This is a genomic window from Rahnella bruchi (genome assembly GCF_003614975.1).
Taxonomy (GTDB): Bacteria; Pseudomonadota; Gammaproteobacteria; order Enterobacterales; family Enterobacteriaceae; genus Rahnella; species Rahnella bruchi.
This window is the reverse complement of the sequence record NZ_QZWI01000007.1, coordinates 106,745-121,660: the sequence shown is the minus strand read 5'-3', so window position 1 is coordinate 121,660 and position 14,916 is coordinate 106,745. Positions and strand designations below refer to the sequence as shown.

Annotated in this window: 14 protein-coding genes; 9 read left to right on the top strand and 5 right to left on the bottom strand. The window is 50.8% G+C overall.

From position 1 onward, the window contains the following. Window positions 1–12: 12 nt before the first annotated feature. Genes D5398_RS13965 through D5398_RS13955 form a run of 3 tightly spaced genes read right to left on the bottom strand, consistent with a single transcriptional unit; the run spans window position 13 to window position 2,748 of the window. The gene (locus D5398_RS13965) at window positions 13–483 is read right to left on the bottom strand and encodes a RidA family protein (RefSeq protein ID WP_120508181.1); all 471 of its coding nucleotides are present in this window, start codon (window positions 481–483) and stop codon (window positions 13–15) included. Further along, the gene (locus D5398_RS13960; protein ID WP_120508180.1) at window positions 473–1,753 is read right to left on the bottom strand and encodes an amidohydrolase family protein; all 1,281 of its coding nucleotides are present in this window, start codon (window positions 1,751–1,753) and stop codon (window positions 473–475) included. The genes D5398_RS13965 and D5398_RS13960 overlap by 11 nt, the downstream gene beginning before the upstream one ends. A 20-nt stretch (window positions 1,754–1,773) precedes the next feature. Further along, complete coding sequence (locus D5398_RS13955; protein WP_120508179.1) at window positions 1,774–2,748, bottom strand: PDR/VanB family oxidoreductase; 975 nt, start codon at window positions 2,746–2,748, stop codon at window positions 1,774–1,776. Window positions 2,749–2,962: 214 nt separating this feature from the next. On the opposite strand from D5398_RS13955, the gene D5398_RS13950 reads away from it, so the two are divergent. The 4 genes from D5398_RS13950 to D5398_RS13935 all read left to right on the top strand — a co-directional run bounded on the left by D5398_RS13950 (window position 2,963) and on the right by D5398_RS13935 (window position 7,595). Next, window positions 2,963–3,886 carry a LysR family transcriptional regulator gene (locus D5398_RS13950; protein ID WP_120508178.1) on the top strand — a complete coding sequence of 308 codons (924 nt, stop codon included), beginning with the start codon at window positions 2,963–2,965 and terminating at the stop codon, window positions 3,884–3,886. Window positions 3,887–4,149: 263 nt separating this feature from the next. Further along, on the top strand, window positions 4,150–5,139 hold the full coding sequence (locus D5398_RS13945; protein ID WP_120508177.1) for an ABC transporter substrate-binding protein: 990 nt from the start codon (window positions 4,150–4,152) through the stop codon (window positions 5,137–5,139). 11 nt (window positions 5,140–5,150) lie between these two features. Next, window positions 5,151–6,578: an amidohydrolase family protein gene (locus tag D5398_RS13940; RefSeq protein ID WP_120508176.1), complete on the top strand. Its 1,428-nt coding sequence runs from the start codon at window positions 5,151–5,153 to the stop codon at window positions 6,576–6,578. Window positions 6,579–6,605: 27 nt separating this feature from the next. Continuing rightward, window positions 6,606–7,595: an isopenicillin N synthase family dioxygenase gene (locus tag D5398_RS13935; RefSeq protein ID WP_120508175.1), complete on the top strand. Its 990-nt coding sequence runs from the start codon at window positions 6,606–6,608 to the stop codon at window positions 7,593–7,595. 63 nt (window positions 7,596–7,658) lie between these two features. On the opposite strand, the gene D5398_RS13930 is transcribed toward D5398_RS13935, so the two are convergent. Further along, a complete protein-coding gene (locus tag D5398_RS13930) occupies window positions 7,659–7,847 on the bottom strand; it encodes a YjfB family protein (RefSeq protein WP_120508174.1) in 189 nt (62 codons plus the stop codon). Window positions 7,848–8,071: 224 nt separating this feature from the next. On the opposite strand from D5398_RS13930, the gene D5398_RS13925 reads away from it, so the two are divergent. Next, window positions 8,072–8,611, top strand: a complete 540-nt coding sequence (locus D5398_RS13925) for a DUF2058 domain-containing protein (RefSeq protein WP_120508247.1) — start codon at window positions 8,072–8,074, stop codon at window positions 8,609–8,611. Between the two features lie 406 nt (window positions 8,612–9,017). Here D5398_RS13925 and D5398_RS25785 read toward each other — a convergent pair whose 3' ends face one another. Beyond that, window positions 9,018–9,935 carry a LysR family transcriptional regulator gene (locus D5398_RS25785; protein ID WP_162940764.1) on the bottom strand — a complete coding sequence of 306 codons (918 nt, stop codon included), beginning with the start codon at window positions 9,933–9,935 and terminating at the stop codon, window positions 9,018–9,020. Between the two features lie 375 nt (window positions 9,936–10,310). Here D5398_RS25785 and D5398_RS13910 point away from each other — a divergent pair, with 375 nt between their 5' ends. From D5398_RS13910 to D5398_RS13895, 4 genes are read left to right on the top strand one after another with little or no spacing between them, the layout of a single operon-like run. Next, the gene (locus D5398_RS13910) at window positions 10,311–11,324 is read left to right on the top strand and encodes a C-terminal binding protein (protein ID WP_120508171.1); all 1,014 of its coding nucleotides are present in this window, start codon (window positions 10,311–10,313) and stop codon (window positions 11,322–11,324) included. 17 nt (window positions 11,325–11,341) lie between these two features. Beyond that, window positions 11,342–12,364 carry a KamA family radical SAM protein gene (locus tag D5398_RS13905; protein WP_120508170.1) on the top strand — a complete coding sequence of 341 codons (1,023 nt, stop codon included), beginning with the start codon at window positions 11,342–11,344 and terminating at the stop codon, window positions 12,362–12,364. Between the two features lies 1 nt (window position 12,365). Then, on the top strand, window positions 12,366–13,628 hold the full coding sequence (locus tag D5398_RS13900) for an ATP-grasp domain-containing protein (RefSeq protein ID WP_120508169.1): 1,263 nt from the start codon (window positions 12,366–12,368) through the stop codon (window positions 13,626–13,628). Then, window positions 13,625–14,839: a hypothetical protein gene (locus tag D5398_RS13895; RefSeq protein ID WP_120508168.1), complete on the top strand. Its 1,215-nt coding sequence runs from the start codon at window positions 13,625–13,627 to the stop codon at window positions 14,837–14,839. The genes D5398_RS13900 and D5398_RS13895 overlap by 4 nt, the downstream gene beginning before the upstream one ends. The last annotated feature ends 77 nt before the right edge of the window (window positions 14,840–14,916 follow it).

The window sequence follows — 14,916 nt, the reverse complement described above, 5'->3', positions numbered from 1 at the left end:
CGTGGTCGGACATTATTGGGTTAAGCGGGATTGCGGTAACCAGGCCGTGGCTTCCACTTCAATCAGGACGTCGGCGTTCGGCAGCATTTCACTGACCTGCACCACGGTAGAAACCGGCGGTTGTCCGGCGTAAAAGAGTTTTCTGACCCGGCTGTAATACGGGAAGTGATCGAGGTTGCGGAAGTACTGCACCAGCTTGATCACGTCGCTCATTTGCCCGCCAGCGTCCTCAATGGTGTGACGGATACTTTCGAGCACATACCAGCTCTGGGCGAGGATCGGCCCCTGTTTGGCGTCGGTGGAGAACTCACCCGTTTCGCCCAGCAACTGCCGCGCTTGCGCGGGGATATCCTGAAAACCGCGCACGATCGTTGCCGTCTGCGGGTTCACCGGAATGATGCCGGAGAGAAAGACAAAATCACCGGCACGACGCCAGGCGGCATATCTGGCGAGCGGTTTACCCGCTCCTGCTTCAAGACTCATGGGATAAATCCTCATTCCAGGTGCGTTGGTGGGTGAGCCTGCCATGATGGAACACCAGACGGGCTGCGCTGTTCAAAGGCCAAGTCAGGGGGTCACTGCCGGGAAAAATAACTAAACTGGCAGCGCTGCCAGCGGCGAGCGGCAGACCGGTCTGAGTATCACCGGTCAGTGCGGCGACATCGCAAATCAGCCGTGAATGCTGATCAAACAGGTTATCGAGCTGAAGCGCGAAAAGAGCGCAGCTCAGGGTATCCAGCGGGTCGTAACTGCCTGCGGGACAAAAGGCGTCCTGCACGTTATCGCAGCCCAGCAGTAGCGGAACGCCCGCCGCCTGTGCTTCTTTGAGCAGGGTAATCCCGCGCTGGCGTGGTGTGCGTCCGGTGACGGCATCCTGCAACAGCAGATTGGTCATCGGCAGGGCAATCAGCGTGACACGCTGTGCCGCCAGCAAACTCAGCACCTCCTGTGCCTGTTGTTCACTGCCACAAGCCAGCGCGCACCCGTGGCTGCAACAGATGTGGCCGCTGAATTTGTTCTCTGTCAGGTTATCAGCCAGCCAGCTCAGGCCGTGTGCCACCGGGGAAAGCTCTTCATCGATGTGCAGATCCAGATTCAGTTGCCAGCGTGACGCGCTGCGCATCAGATGAGTCATCGCTGCCGGATCCCAGTTGGACGAGTGGATAAATCCACCCAGCAGGCAGTCTTTTCCGCTTTCCGCGACCGTGCGTGCGATAAGGTCTGCGGCCTCTGCATCGGCGAAAAAGCTCAGTGGTGCCAGTGCTACACGCTCCAGCGTGACGCCCGGCATGGCAATATCAGCCAGTTCTCGCCAGGCCAGCGGGGGCGTGCCTTCGAACCAGTCAATATGAGTACGTAAACGGGTGACGCCATTGGCGGCTGCCAGGTCCAGTCCCTTGCGGGCACGCTGGCGAAGATCCTCTGCGGTCCAGTGCTGGCGGTCCTGATGCATTGTTTCAATGGCGGCCAGAAGGCCGGGTCGGGGAGGGCGGCTGCGACCAATAGTGAAGGTTTTGTCGAGATGCGCGTGAGGTTCTGTCAGCCCCGGCAATGCCAGCGCGCCGCATGCGTCCCACAGGTCTGTTTGTCCTGCTCGCGCGGGCTGCAACGAAGAAATTTTCCCCGCATCAAAACGCAGGTCTGCCATGAGCGGTTCGCCAGCCTGCAAGGGCCAGCCGGCGGGAAGCAACCATGCGGGGAGACGGACGTTGGCAATGCCATTAATCGCTGAGTCAGGTGTCGGCATGTTCATCTTAAGGCTCCGCGTTGGCATTACAGGTCGAGGACCAGAAGGGGGCTTTTGGAGCGTGAACAGCACAGCGTAATTTGCGTATTCTCCACTTTCTCTGCTTCGGTCAGCACACAGTCCCGGTGATCGGGAATGCCGTCGATGACGTCAGTAATACAGGAACCGCAAATACCCTGCTCGCACGACAGCATTATATCGACTCTGGCACTTAATAAGACTTCAGCAATGGACTGGTTCCGACCCACTAAATAACGTTGTCCGGTGGAGTTTAGCTGAATATAAAATGACTCACCGCCGGTATCATTATTCAGATTCGCATTACTGAACCGCTCATAAGATAATTGTTCTGCCTGCCAGTGATGTGTCTGCATTATTTCTTCAAGACGCTCGATAAAGCCGTCAGGGCCGCAGGCAATGACACGGGTATTTTCCTCCGGCTGGCATAAACTCAGCGGGGTGATGTGACGCAGGGAATCGTTTGCTTCGCTGCAATGTAAAATGACATTTTTCGCCAGCGCAGGCGCATTCAGACGCGCTGTAAACGCCGCTTTTGCCCGGTCAGAAAAATAATAATGCAGTTCAAATTCAGTCTGTTGCTGAGCCAGTTGTTCAGCCATCGCCAGCACCGGGGTGATGCCGATACCTCCGGCAAAAAGCAGATATTTTCCGGCGTCCGGTAGAGGAAAGTGATTTCGCGGGGCGGAGATGATGAGGTTATCGCCAGCGCTGAAATGATGATGAATAAAGTGCGATCCCCCTGTGGAATTCTCCGCCAGTTTTACGCAAATTTCATAATATTCTCCGCTGTGGTTTTCGGTGCAGAGAGAATACTGGCGCGGGCCGAGTTCAGGAATGAAAACGTCAATATGCGCTCCCGGTAAATAAGCAGGTAATACGCCTCCCTGCTGCGCAATAAGTTGCAGCGAAATATTCCCTGAACCATTTACCCCGATCGCCCTGATCGTGACAGGAATTAATCCGGCATCTTTCATCATCATTTACCGTATTTATTTTCAAGAGTTATTTAATAACAGGATTTCAATGCACCTGCCGCATAACCCGCTGTCATCACGCCGGAAACAGCGCAGGGCGGGCAATACCGGCAATGAAACGATTGTTCCCGTTGCAATGAAAGCTACGTTATTGTTATAAAACTGTTGCGTCCAGCGCTTTGATTCGCACATCCCGTTGCATAAAAGAGAGCACTCACCTATGTTCGCATTCTCCCGTTTTCTGCTGTACTTCACTGAGGTTGCCCGTCAGGGATCGTTTCGTAAGGCGTCCGAAACCCTGCATGTTGCCGCTTCGTCGATTGACCGGCAGATCCTGCGGGTTGAAAAAGAATTAGCCATGCCGCTGTTTGAACGGCATCCCACCGGGCTGCGGCTGACCGCGGCGGGCGAGTTGTTATTGCACTCGGCGAACAACTGGAAAAAGGATTTCTCCCGCGTCTGCGAACAGCTCGATGACCTGCGCGGCTTGCGGCGCGGGCATGTGCGGATCGCCACTATCGACGCCATTAACCGGCAGTTTTTCTCAGCGATGCTCAGGAAAGTGCATGCCGATTACCCGAATATCTCTTTCACACTGACCACCATGAACAACGTGGACATTCAGCAGGCGCTGATGTCCGGTGATGCCGACTTCGGGGTGATGCTGAACCCGCAAAGTTCCCGCGAGTTGCAGGTGCGCGCATTTGCTGAAATCGAACTGGGGATTGTCGTACCGAAAGGGCATCCGCTCGGCAACAGGAGCGGCGTGCGTTTTAATCAGTGCATGGAGTATCCGTTCATCCTGCCTGCTGCCCCCCTGATGCTGGCTGAGCCGGTGCAGGCGCTGATGAATATCAACGGCGACATGATCCACGAGGTGGCGGTGTCGAATAATATCCACATGATCCGCTCGCTGATAAAAGAGAAAATGGGCATCGGTATTCTGTGCTGGCTCGACATCATGGATGAAGTGGAAAGCGATGAGTTGCAGTTCATACCGCTGACCGATCCGCAGTTAAAGACCTTCACCCTCTCTCTGTGCGTTGCCCCTTCACGGCAACTTTCTCTGGCCGCCTCGATGATGCTCAAACAGCTGGAGATGTTATTCAGCAAGATCCAGACACCAGGGGGAAAGCGGCACTGACTTGCACTCATCTGGTGCACTGCGCTCCGTGGTGAATCAAAGGTTGCAGAGAGTGCACCCGTGAATTCCCCGACAGAGCGCAGGGAGAGCGGATCGGATAAGTTGGCATCTTTCTTGTATAGCTGACAGTGAGTATAAGCGGTCAGTGCAGGCAACTGCGCGGGACATTGCTCAGCAACCATTTCGCGGTTCATTTTGAGCCGGTCAGGGGGGCTGAGCCGCATTCGCTCATCCTCTCGCCGGCGATGATTAGGAGAGGAGCAATGAAATCAATTTCCCGCATTCCCCTGTCTTGCTGCGTGCTGAGCGCGCTGATTTCTGGTGTGGTTTCTCTGCCGGCACATGCCGATGAGAAAATCGCGCTACTGACATCCTGGTACGCGCAGGCGGAGCAGGGTGGCTATTATCAGGCACTGGCGACAGGCATTTATAAACGTTACGGGCTGGATGTCAGCATTCAGTCCGGCGGCCCGCAGGTTAACGGCATGCAGTTGCTGCTGGCAAAACGCGCCGACGTGATTATCGGTTATGACCTTCAGCTGCTCGAGTCAGTGCAGCGCGGGTTTCAGGCCAAAGCCATCGCCGCCCCTTTCCAGTTCGACCCGCAGGGTCTGCTGACACACGCTTCTGTCACTTCCCTCGATGGTCTGAAAGATAAAACCATTCTGGTTTCCAGCTCCGGGCAATCCACCTGGTGGCCGTGGCTTAAGGCGCGTTATCAGCTCAGCGACTCGCAGGTTCGTCCTTACACTTTCAATATCCAGCCCTTTGTCGCCGACGAGAACGTGGCGCAGCAAGCCTATGTCAGTTCTGAAGTGTTTCAGGCACAGAAGGCCGGGGTGAAATCCAATTTCTTCCTGTTTTCTGAGCACGGTTATCCCCCTTACGGCGGGATCCTGATCACCCGTCCTGACCTTATCAGCAGCAGAAAAGACGCGATGGCTAAGTTTGTGCAAGCGTCGATGGAAGGCTGGGTGAGTTATCTGCAAAATCCGGCGGCAGGCAACGCGCTGATCAAAAAGGATAACCCGAAGATGACTGATGATCTGCTGGCCTGGGGCGTTCAGCAAATCAAAGAACATCACCTGATTGACGGCGGCGATGCGGCGACCAAAGGCTGGGGCACCATGACGGAGGCCCGCTGGCAGAAAACCCGTGATTTTATGGTCAACGCTAAACTGCTGGATGCCGGTACCGACTGGAAACAGGCTTATACCACTGAATTTGTCGATCATATGCAGGTTAAACCCTGAGGAGCGTTGCGATGTCATCTGACTCATTGCTGATTAAAAATGCGCACGCGATCCTGACCGGCTTGCCCGGAGACGCCGCGCGCCACGCCGGGCCGGATATTCGCGTCTATGAGGGTGTCATTAAGGCGATTGGCTCCCTGACGGCGTTGCCCGGCGAGCGGCTAATTGATGCCTGCGACTGCGTGGTCTATCCCGCCTGGGTGAATACGCACCATCATCTGTTTCAGTCTTTACTCAAAGGCGAGCCACAGGGGCTGAACAAAAGCCTGACCGCGTGGTTAAGTGCAACGCCTTATCGCTTTCGCGGGACGTTTGATGAAGTCACCTTCCGGCTCGCGGTGCGTATCGGTCTGACCGAACTGTTACGTTCCGGCTGCGCCACGGTCGCTGACCATAACTATCTTTACTGGCCGGATATGCCTTTCGATACCTCGGAAATCCTGTTCAGTGAAGGGGAAGCGCTGGGAATGCGCATTGTGCTGTGTCGTGGGGGCGCAACGCAGGGGCGGGCGATTGAGAAAGATTTGCCGCAGGCGCTGCGTCCGGAGAACTTTGATCATTACATGGCGGATATGGAACGGCTGGTGGGCCGCTATCACGATCCGAAACCGACGTCACTGCGCCGCGTGGTGATGGCACCGACGACATTGCTGCATTCTGCACCCGGTCCGCAACTGCGCGAAATGGCGAAACTGGCGCGCAGTCTGGGGATCCGCCTGCACAGTCATCTTTCAGAAACGGTGGATTACCTCGATGCAGCACGCGCTAAGTTCGACATGACGCCGGTGCAGTTTTGCGCGGAACACGACTGGCTGGGCGATGACGTCTGGTTCGCGCATCTGGTGAAACTGCTGCCGCAGGAAATCACCATGCTGGGCCAGACCCGCACCGGCATTGCGCACTGTCCGCAAAGCAACGGGCGGCTGGGCAGCGGCATTGCCGATTTGCTGGCGCTGGAGCAGGCGGGCGTGCCGGTATCGCTGGGCGTGGACGGTGCGGCATCGAACGAAGCCGCCGACATGCAGAGCGAGGCACATGCCGCGTGGCTTTTGCAGCGAGCCAGAAAAGGCATGCTGGCTAAACCTCGCTACGACGGCGGCACGTTTGAAGGCGGCGGCGACGCAGCCTCTGTTGAAGACGTAGTGCGCTGGGGCAGCGCAGGCGGGGCGCAAATCCTCGGGCTGCAACAAAGCGGCACCGTGCAGGTCGGGATGCTGGCGGATATCGCCATTTACCGGCTGGACGACCCACGCTACTTCGGTCTGCATGACATGGCAATCGGCCCGGTGGCCTGCGGCGGGCGTGCCTCACTGAAAGCGCTGATGATTAATGGCCGCGTGATCGTCGAAAACGATGTCATCCCCGGTCTGGATCTGGAAGAAATGCGCCATCAGGCCATGTCCGCCGTCCGTACCCTGCAACAGCGCGCTGCGCGCTAACCCTGTTGATTAAGAAGGATAAAAACAATGACGCAATCTATTCAGACAGCTGGCTATGCACTGAAGGAACTGGAAAAAGAAGCAGGAATGGGCGCGATGGGCGAAGAGACGTTTGCCCGTGAAGTGCGTTGTATTGATTTATCAGATTTTGAGCAGCGTAAAAGTGAGATAGCCGACGAACTCTGGAGTGCAGCCGTCGAAATTGGTTTTTTCCAGGTCAGCAATCATGGCATTGCGCTGGGCGATATTCGTCAGGCTTTCAGCATGACCGAGAATTTCTTCGCGCTGCCCGATAACGTAAAGGCGCAATATCCACTGGCGCGTAACGCCGGTTGGGAGAATAAATCTCAGGTGCGTCCGTCGACCCGAACGCCAGATCAGAAGGAATCGTATCAGATTACCCGTCCGCTGATGGGCCCGCTGTGGCCGAGCGAACAGGAGCTGCCTGCGTTTAAAAACACCATGCTGAGCTTTGAATCGCAGTGCTGGCAGCTGGGCATGAAATTGCTTTCCTGCTTTGCGCTCAGGCTGGGCTTTCCTGAGCACTTTTTCGAGCAGGCACATAATCCGGATCAGCAAACCTATCAGAGCACGCTGCGCATGCTGCATTACTATGCCACGGAACAATCAGAGCAGGGGATGTGGCGGGCAGGCGCACATACCGATTTTGACTGCCTGACGCTGCTTTTCCAGCGTCCGGGACAGGGCGGATTGCAGGTATGTCCGGGTAAAGACAGCGAAAGCCAGCAGTGGACCAGCATCGAACCGCGCGAAGACGTGATCACCTGTAATATCGGTGACATGCTGATGCGCTGGAGCGACGATCAGCTGCCGTCAAATTTCCACCGTGTCAGAAGCCCGCTGCCCGGTGAATATCAGGGCGCGCGCTACAGCCTGGCGTTTTTCTGTCAGGCCAATAAAGACGTCGAAATTCTCGGGCCGCAGGCCAAATACCCTGCCATCAGCGCCGAGGACTATCTGCAACAGCGTATTCAGGCGAATTTCGCTAAAGGGTAAGCCACCCTAAAAAGCAAAAAGCCCGCCGAGTCATCTCAGGCGGGCTTTTTTTTCGGATACCGGTCAGGCGGTGGTATTGATATTGCGCCCGATGGCCGGATTAGCAGGTAACGAGGGAATTGAGTCAATCATACTGGTCACTGCAGTCTGCTGGTTATCCAGAGACTTTTTCAGCAGGATGTTATTCACCTGATTACTGGTATCCAGACTGTTCAGACTGGTTGCCAGCGACGCAATTTGCGATACATCCATTTTGCTCTCCTGTTCGGGATATCATAAAAGGAACGAAATAGGGCCGGAACCCGCCATTACATTGTTATCGGCATTTCAGGCAATACCTTGAGCAATAAATGACGCAAATAGCGTCGCCTGAGCACGAGTAAAGCAGCCTGAAGGGGAAAAGACCCGGTAGCCTGTATAGCCTGAGGAATTACGGTTATAATCACCGAAATTATTCAATGGATTCAGAAACGACGATGACAAAACTCACCTTGCAGGAACAGCTGCTGAAAGCGGGATTAGTAAGCAGCAAAAAATTGGCCAAAGTTGAGAGAACGGCGAAAAAGTCACGCGTTCAGGCGCGCGAAGCCAGGGCGGCTGTGGAAGAAAATAAAAAAGCGCAGCTCGAGCGCGATAAACAGCTGAGCGAAGAACAAAAGCAGGCAGCGCTATCTAAAGAGTATAAAGCTCAGGTGAAGCAGCTGATTGAAATGAACAAAATCGTCATTTCTAAAGGCAATATCGATTTTAACTTTACCGACGACAAGCTGATTAAGCGGATTGCCGTGGATAAAACCACTCAGGCGCAGCTGATCAGTGGGCGTCTGGCCATCGCGCGTCTGGTTTCTGAAAAGAGCGGCGAGAGCGAATACGCGATTATCCCTGCCATTGTGGCGGATAAAATCGCACAGCGTGATGCGAACAGCATTGTATTAAACAGCACACTGAGTCAGGAAGAGCAGGACGAAGACGATCCGTATGCAGATTTCAAAGTGCCAGACGATTTGATGTGGTAAAGCAAAAAGCCCGCTTAAGTTTCCTTAAGCGGGCTTTTCTAATTTGGCTCCTCTGACTGGGATCGCCTTTGCCAGTAACTGGCTAATAAACAAGAAAATCCTGAATTCCCTTTCTGTCAAAACCACCAGAATGACCACCGATAAGATTGTGTTGAGTAAAAGGAGTTTGGAGCCTTTATTGTATGTGGTGAACATTACTATGGCGTTCCCCCAAAAATAAGCGTAGCCAGGGAGTGGGTAACAATGGCCGCCGCCCATGGTACTTTACTCCGTCGAGGCTAATGCTTTTCATTGCACATCCGACTGTTATCGACAGAAAGCTACACTGACAGGAACATATAAAGGCCAAGAGACAAGCATTACGCCAAAGTATGTTTTTCCAACAAAATAGAATAGGGCGGAAACGTTAAACCGCCATCAGTCTACTCAGGGAGACAAACTCATCGGCATCAGGCATCTTCAACATCTGATTTTTTATTGCCTGAGAAATATCCTTAAGCATCGTTCTGGAGCGCACATCTAGGCAGTTGTTATAGGTAACGATGCGTGCCGATGGTATTTTCGGAAGACTGACAAAGTGACTGGCGTCCGTTAGCTCTTTCAGATCCGAAACTGTGAGCGCGGTTTCTGGTAAGGGGACAATCCCCAGCCCTGATTTTGCTGCCGCAATGATGGTATCCATTCCGCCGCCTTGGAAACTATCAAACCACGGGATTCGAGATTCAAGTAATAAGTCCAGAATGAGCTTCCTCATACGGCAAGATTCTCTTAAGGTAATAAGCGGGATTTTATCCTGTTTAAAAGCCAAAGTTGGAGAGCAATACCATCTATAGTTTTCACTCCTTAGATATTCACCGCCTTTTTTATCGCCATCCTGAGTGATAATTGCTATATCTAATTTTTTATTTTCGAGTGCGTACAGAACTTTGGAAGAGCTGTCTACTTTAACTTCAATCATAAGATCGGAATAAGTTTGTCTGATACTTTGAATCGTCTGCATGAGCGGGATATCCAGTACATGGTCGCTAATACCAATTTTGATATTTTGGATATTTTCACAGACGTTGAGCGTTGTTAACGCGCTGGCGTGGGCCACCATCAGGCTTTGAGCCCGGGAAAGGAACACTTCGCCCTGCGGCGAAAGGTAGATATGACGCGGCGTTCGGTGGAAAAGCGGATATCCAAGAATATTCTCAAGCTTTTGAATTTTAACGGTTACTCCTGACTGAGTGATGCAAAGTGACTCTGCTGCCAGGGTAAAGCTATTTAGCTCGGCAACTTTAAGAAAAGCCTCAACTGAATGCATATCAAGATATAAACCCATCACCATTTCCGTTCGTCATTACTGAAATCAATTTAATGAAATTGTATCATGTTTTTCATTTTGGTAAATATTGCTTATCGGAAAAATCCTGACGGAAATATGCGTACGAAAAAACGTCTGGCCGTAAAATTTGCCGAAAAAATCAACTTTCATCGGCCGGTCGTTTCGAGCGAAAAAGTCATTGAGCAGATAAAATAATTATTTATAAATGAGATGTTTTTTCATTCTTGACCTTCCAGGCAGCGTAAGTCGTCGCCAGGAGGAGTCAACGCTATGAATGTCTAATTCCAGCGACGGCAAAGAGTTTTTTATTAAATATATTCTGGTCATGGCGCTTTAAAACCATCATTTGGCTCCCGTATTAAGGACGGTAATTTGAACATCAGCAAAGAAAAAATTTTAATCATCGATTCAACGACTGAAAAGCATTTCAAAACAGCTATTGTCGAACAACAGATTTTGGCCGGACATGATGTTCAGTTACTGCATATTAGCCATGTAACTGAACTTCCTTTAAATCTTCTTTTAGAAGTCAATTATCTTATTATCTGGGCATGTGTCCCCGCCGTTAATTTCGATAAAGCATTTTTATCCAGTTTAAAAAATTGCCGAACCATTGTTAAAGCGGCGGTGGGTTTTGACAATATTGATATCTCTGCTGCTCGTGAGTTGGGCATTTCAGTGCTTAATATTCCGGATTATGGCACGGAGGAAGTTGCCGACCATACTTTGGCACTGCTGCTGGGCATTGCGAGAAAACTTGAAGAGATCCATATCCACGTCAAACAAGGTGGCTGGGATTGGGCAAGTGTCAAAAAGCTCTATCGCCTGCGTGGCCGTAAATTAGGCATTATCGGTTTTGGCCGTATCGGTGGTGCGGTTGCCAGAAGGGCGGCGGCGTTTGGTCTGAATGTACAGTTCTACGATCCCTATGCGGTCAGCGGGCTGGATAAAACGCATGGTGTCTTTCGCTGCGAATCTCTGCAAGAGCTTCTGACTAGCTCAGACATCATCTCCGTGAATGCGTCTTTAAACCGCACTTCTCACCATCTGTTGTCACACGCCGAATTCGACATGATGAAAAAGGGTGTTTTGCTGGTCAACACGGCGCGTGGCGGAATTATTGATTCTGACGCCCTTTTTTCAGCCATGAATTCAGGAAAAGTGGCGGCTGCTGGTCTGGACGTGCTGGAAAATGAACCCGACATTCCCGAAGGATTCAGAACGCTGGATAACGTGCTGCTGACCGCACACTCCGCTTTTTATACGGAGGAATCTTTTCTCGAAATGCGAACCAAATCCGCTGAACTGGTTCGACAAAAAATGAATGGGCTACCTGTCAGAAACTGCGTTAATGAAAATGCCGGCGAGCACTCTGTACCCTACTAAATACAAAGGTTATGAGCATGTCTAAAGATAATATGATTGAAATTAAGCAATTTGAAGAAGAAACCCGATTCTCTGAAAAAACCACGCCTTATTTAAGAGAGCTGATTAAGAAAAGTGTCGCAATCAGAGATATGTACGAGTTTAACCCAGAATATGAAACCTTGCCGGCTAATCTGGATGTGGATTTATTAAATGAAAAGACCTCGACACCGGTATTCGGCACGGTAAGAAAATATGATGGTCAGCTGCTGGTGTTGCTCTCTTATACCTGTGCGGCCAACTGTCGTTATTGCGAACGTCAGGATCGTGTCGGGGTAGGTCTGGACGTTGAAGGCAGACTTAAAATGTCTCAGATCGATGATATTGTTGAGTATATCGCCAATGATCCGACCATTTATGAAGTCATTGCCAGCGGGGGTGACCCTCTGACCAACCCGAAAGGATTGCAATACCTGTTTAACAAGTTGAAAGAAATCGAACATGTTAAGGTGGTGAGGATCCATACGCGTTATCCGTTACAAAACCCTGGCAAAGTACGTATGGAATTAATGGAAGAGTTGGCAAAAGCAAAACCAACGGTCTATTTAAGCCTGCATATTGATCACCCCGATGAGCTTCAGCCTGAAGTCATAGAGCTGATTCATGCATTTAGAAAAATGGGTTATGTGATGTTAACGCAGACCGTTTTCTTAAAAACCATCAACGATAATAAAGAAACACTTAAAACGCTGTTCCTGCGTTTATTCGAACTGGGTGTACGACCTTATTATATTTATCATGGTCAGGAAGTGACCTCAACGCGTCGCTTTGTTATGAGCCTGGAAGATGAAATGGCGATCATGACGCAATTACGTAATGAACTTTCCGGTCTGGCCTTCCCGCAGCATGTTATCGATATTCCCAGCGCATCCGGAAAAGTCGTTGTTCCCAGCGAACACTGGAATACCGACACCGCGACAGTGACTGATTTTTATGGCAAGACAGTAAACACTCACGACTGGTCAACGGTTATTAAGCAGGACTCACCGGAGTATTGTTAATATGAAAACATTTATCATTCTTCAAAATATTGTCACCTTTCGTGCTGACTGGAATAAATTAATCGACCGCGATCAGTTTTCGGTCTGTTTGCTTACCGGACATCAGGGATGGGGAAATCTGCCTGAAGATCAAAAAGTCTGTTTTGACGATATCAAAATTTGCGACCCTTTTACCGTCGACAATCTCGAGCAAGCTTGCCGCGATTTGTTCGCTGAGCGTCATATCAGCGATATGTCTGAAGTCAGCATCATCACTAATGACGAGTATTTCCTCGGCCATGCTGCCCGGTTGCGTGAAATATGGGGTGTTAAGGGCGCGACATTTGCGCAAATAGAGCCATTCATCAACAAGCTGCGTATGAAAGCGGTAATGGAAGCCGGGAACATAACTATTCCCAGGGTGCTGCCATTCTCACCGGCTGAGTATCAGCGTGAGCCGGAAAAATATTGCCAGCAGATTGAGAAGGCCGTGGGGTATCCCGTTTTTGCCAAGCAGATTGACTCGGCGGGGAGTGAGCTGATCGCTAAAATTGAGGATCCTGCCGCGTTACGCCGCTGGTGCAGTGATAACCGTGTCGTCGCAAACTATGAGCTCGATGAGTTTATCGAAGGGCGTCTTTACCATATCGACTCGCTGATTTTTAACGGCAAAATCGAAGAGATTTATATCTGCCAATACAGCTATCCGAATGCGGAATTCATTGAGGGCAAACCTATTGGTAGCCTGCCGGTGGAAAAAAATGACCCGTTGTATCAGCAGTTTTATGAATACAATCAAAGCGTATTTGATGCTCTGGGCTATGTGCCGGACGGGGCCACACACCTCGAAGCTTTCCTCACTCAGGATAACCGTATCGTATTTTTAGAGATTGCAGCACGGGCGCCTGGCGGTTGGATCCCACAAATGCATGCACTCTGCACCGGAAGTAATATTGAAGAGCAGCATTTTCGTTCACAAATGGGGCAGTGGCAGAAACCGGTGCCACAGCCCGAAACTTATGCCGCCTGGGTGTGGTATCCCCATCGGGAAGGGGAATGTGCCGACCTGACGAAAGACATCAATATCGCTAATGAATATAAAACGGTGTGGGAAGTGAAACAGGGTTCGCTGCTTGTTCGCCCGCAAAGTGTTCGCGACCGTATTGGCGGTATTCTGCTTTGGGGATCCACTTATTCGTCTCTGAAAGAAGATTATCAATGGCTGGTTGAACAATATATTCCTTATCAGTGTATGCAACAGGTCGGTAATGGGGTCACGGAATGAATGCATGGGGTATGTTGAGGTTATGGTGGCCAAGCGCAATCAGTATTAGCTTACTTAATCTGGAGTTACCGATTATTTCGGTCATTCTGTCTGCCTATAGTCTGCAGGCGTCCGGAGATTATGCCATAGCCTTAAGTACCTTTATGTTTGCCAATGCCTTTGTTTTTCCTTTGTGTGCAGTGGTTATCAAAATAAGAAAGAACAGGGAGGCGCTGATATTCGCCATGCTGCTGGCTGTCAGTGTCTTTGTTATATTAAATATTGCTGTCTCAATATTCAGTTCGAAGATGACGCCACATATTGTATTCATCACGCATTTCTTTTCACTCTCATTATTGGCCGTAGCCGTCAGGAGGTATTTGCAGGGATGCTGTATTTTGGAAGGAAAAACTGCACTAATGAGCCGGGCTTCTTTAGTGCGGGTGCTGGTCTCGGTCATCGGTTGTTTTACCTTGACCCGATTTCAGGTGCCTGTCGATATGGCGGCCATTGTGGCGCTGGTTTGCGGAGCATACACCGAGGCGGCCCTGTTGTTCATTATGGTACGCTGGCAGGGCATTCGTTTATATGACAGCACAGGTCATCACTATGCTGCGCTGTTAGCGCCGTACGTTTCGGCTTTCCTTATGTCAGCTTCATCACTGATGAGTAATATCATCGTTGTGATCTGTTTGGGGCAAGTCGCGGAAGGAGACACTGTTTTAAAATACTGGCCGCTGACCTTCGGGATGATATGTATTTCGATAGGCTCGGTGCTCGATATCGAAAGTATTCTGCTCAAGATACTGGGCCATCAGCCGCCGGGAAAATCACTATTCACATTTCTCAGCGTTCAGTGTCTGGTTGCGCCGGTGTTGTTTATATTACTGTGTGTCATTCTGGGTAGCTTTAATTTGTTTCCGGCAGGCAGTAAAGCGTTATATATGAATGCATATTTCTTTATCGCTATTATCGGTGTTTCGACACTGTGGATTGTCCGCGGATATTGTCGTTCTGTCCTGATGACGAATAACCGTCTTGGTGTGATTAATTTCAGTATCTTCACTGCGCTGGTGACGCCTGTTGCGGTCTTTTACCTCTTTCACATCGCTGATTATGGACTAATGCTTTCAGTGAGTATTTTTTCCTCTCTGATTGTGGTTGAACTGCTGTGTTATGGGGCTTATGGCCTTGTACGGGGAGTAAGCCGGCCACAGTGGGTGAAAAATTAGATAATTAAGGAATTCACTGTTGTTGTTGTCTGTACCCGGTGAATATATAAAATAAATATCAGTATTAAAAATGCGCC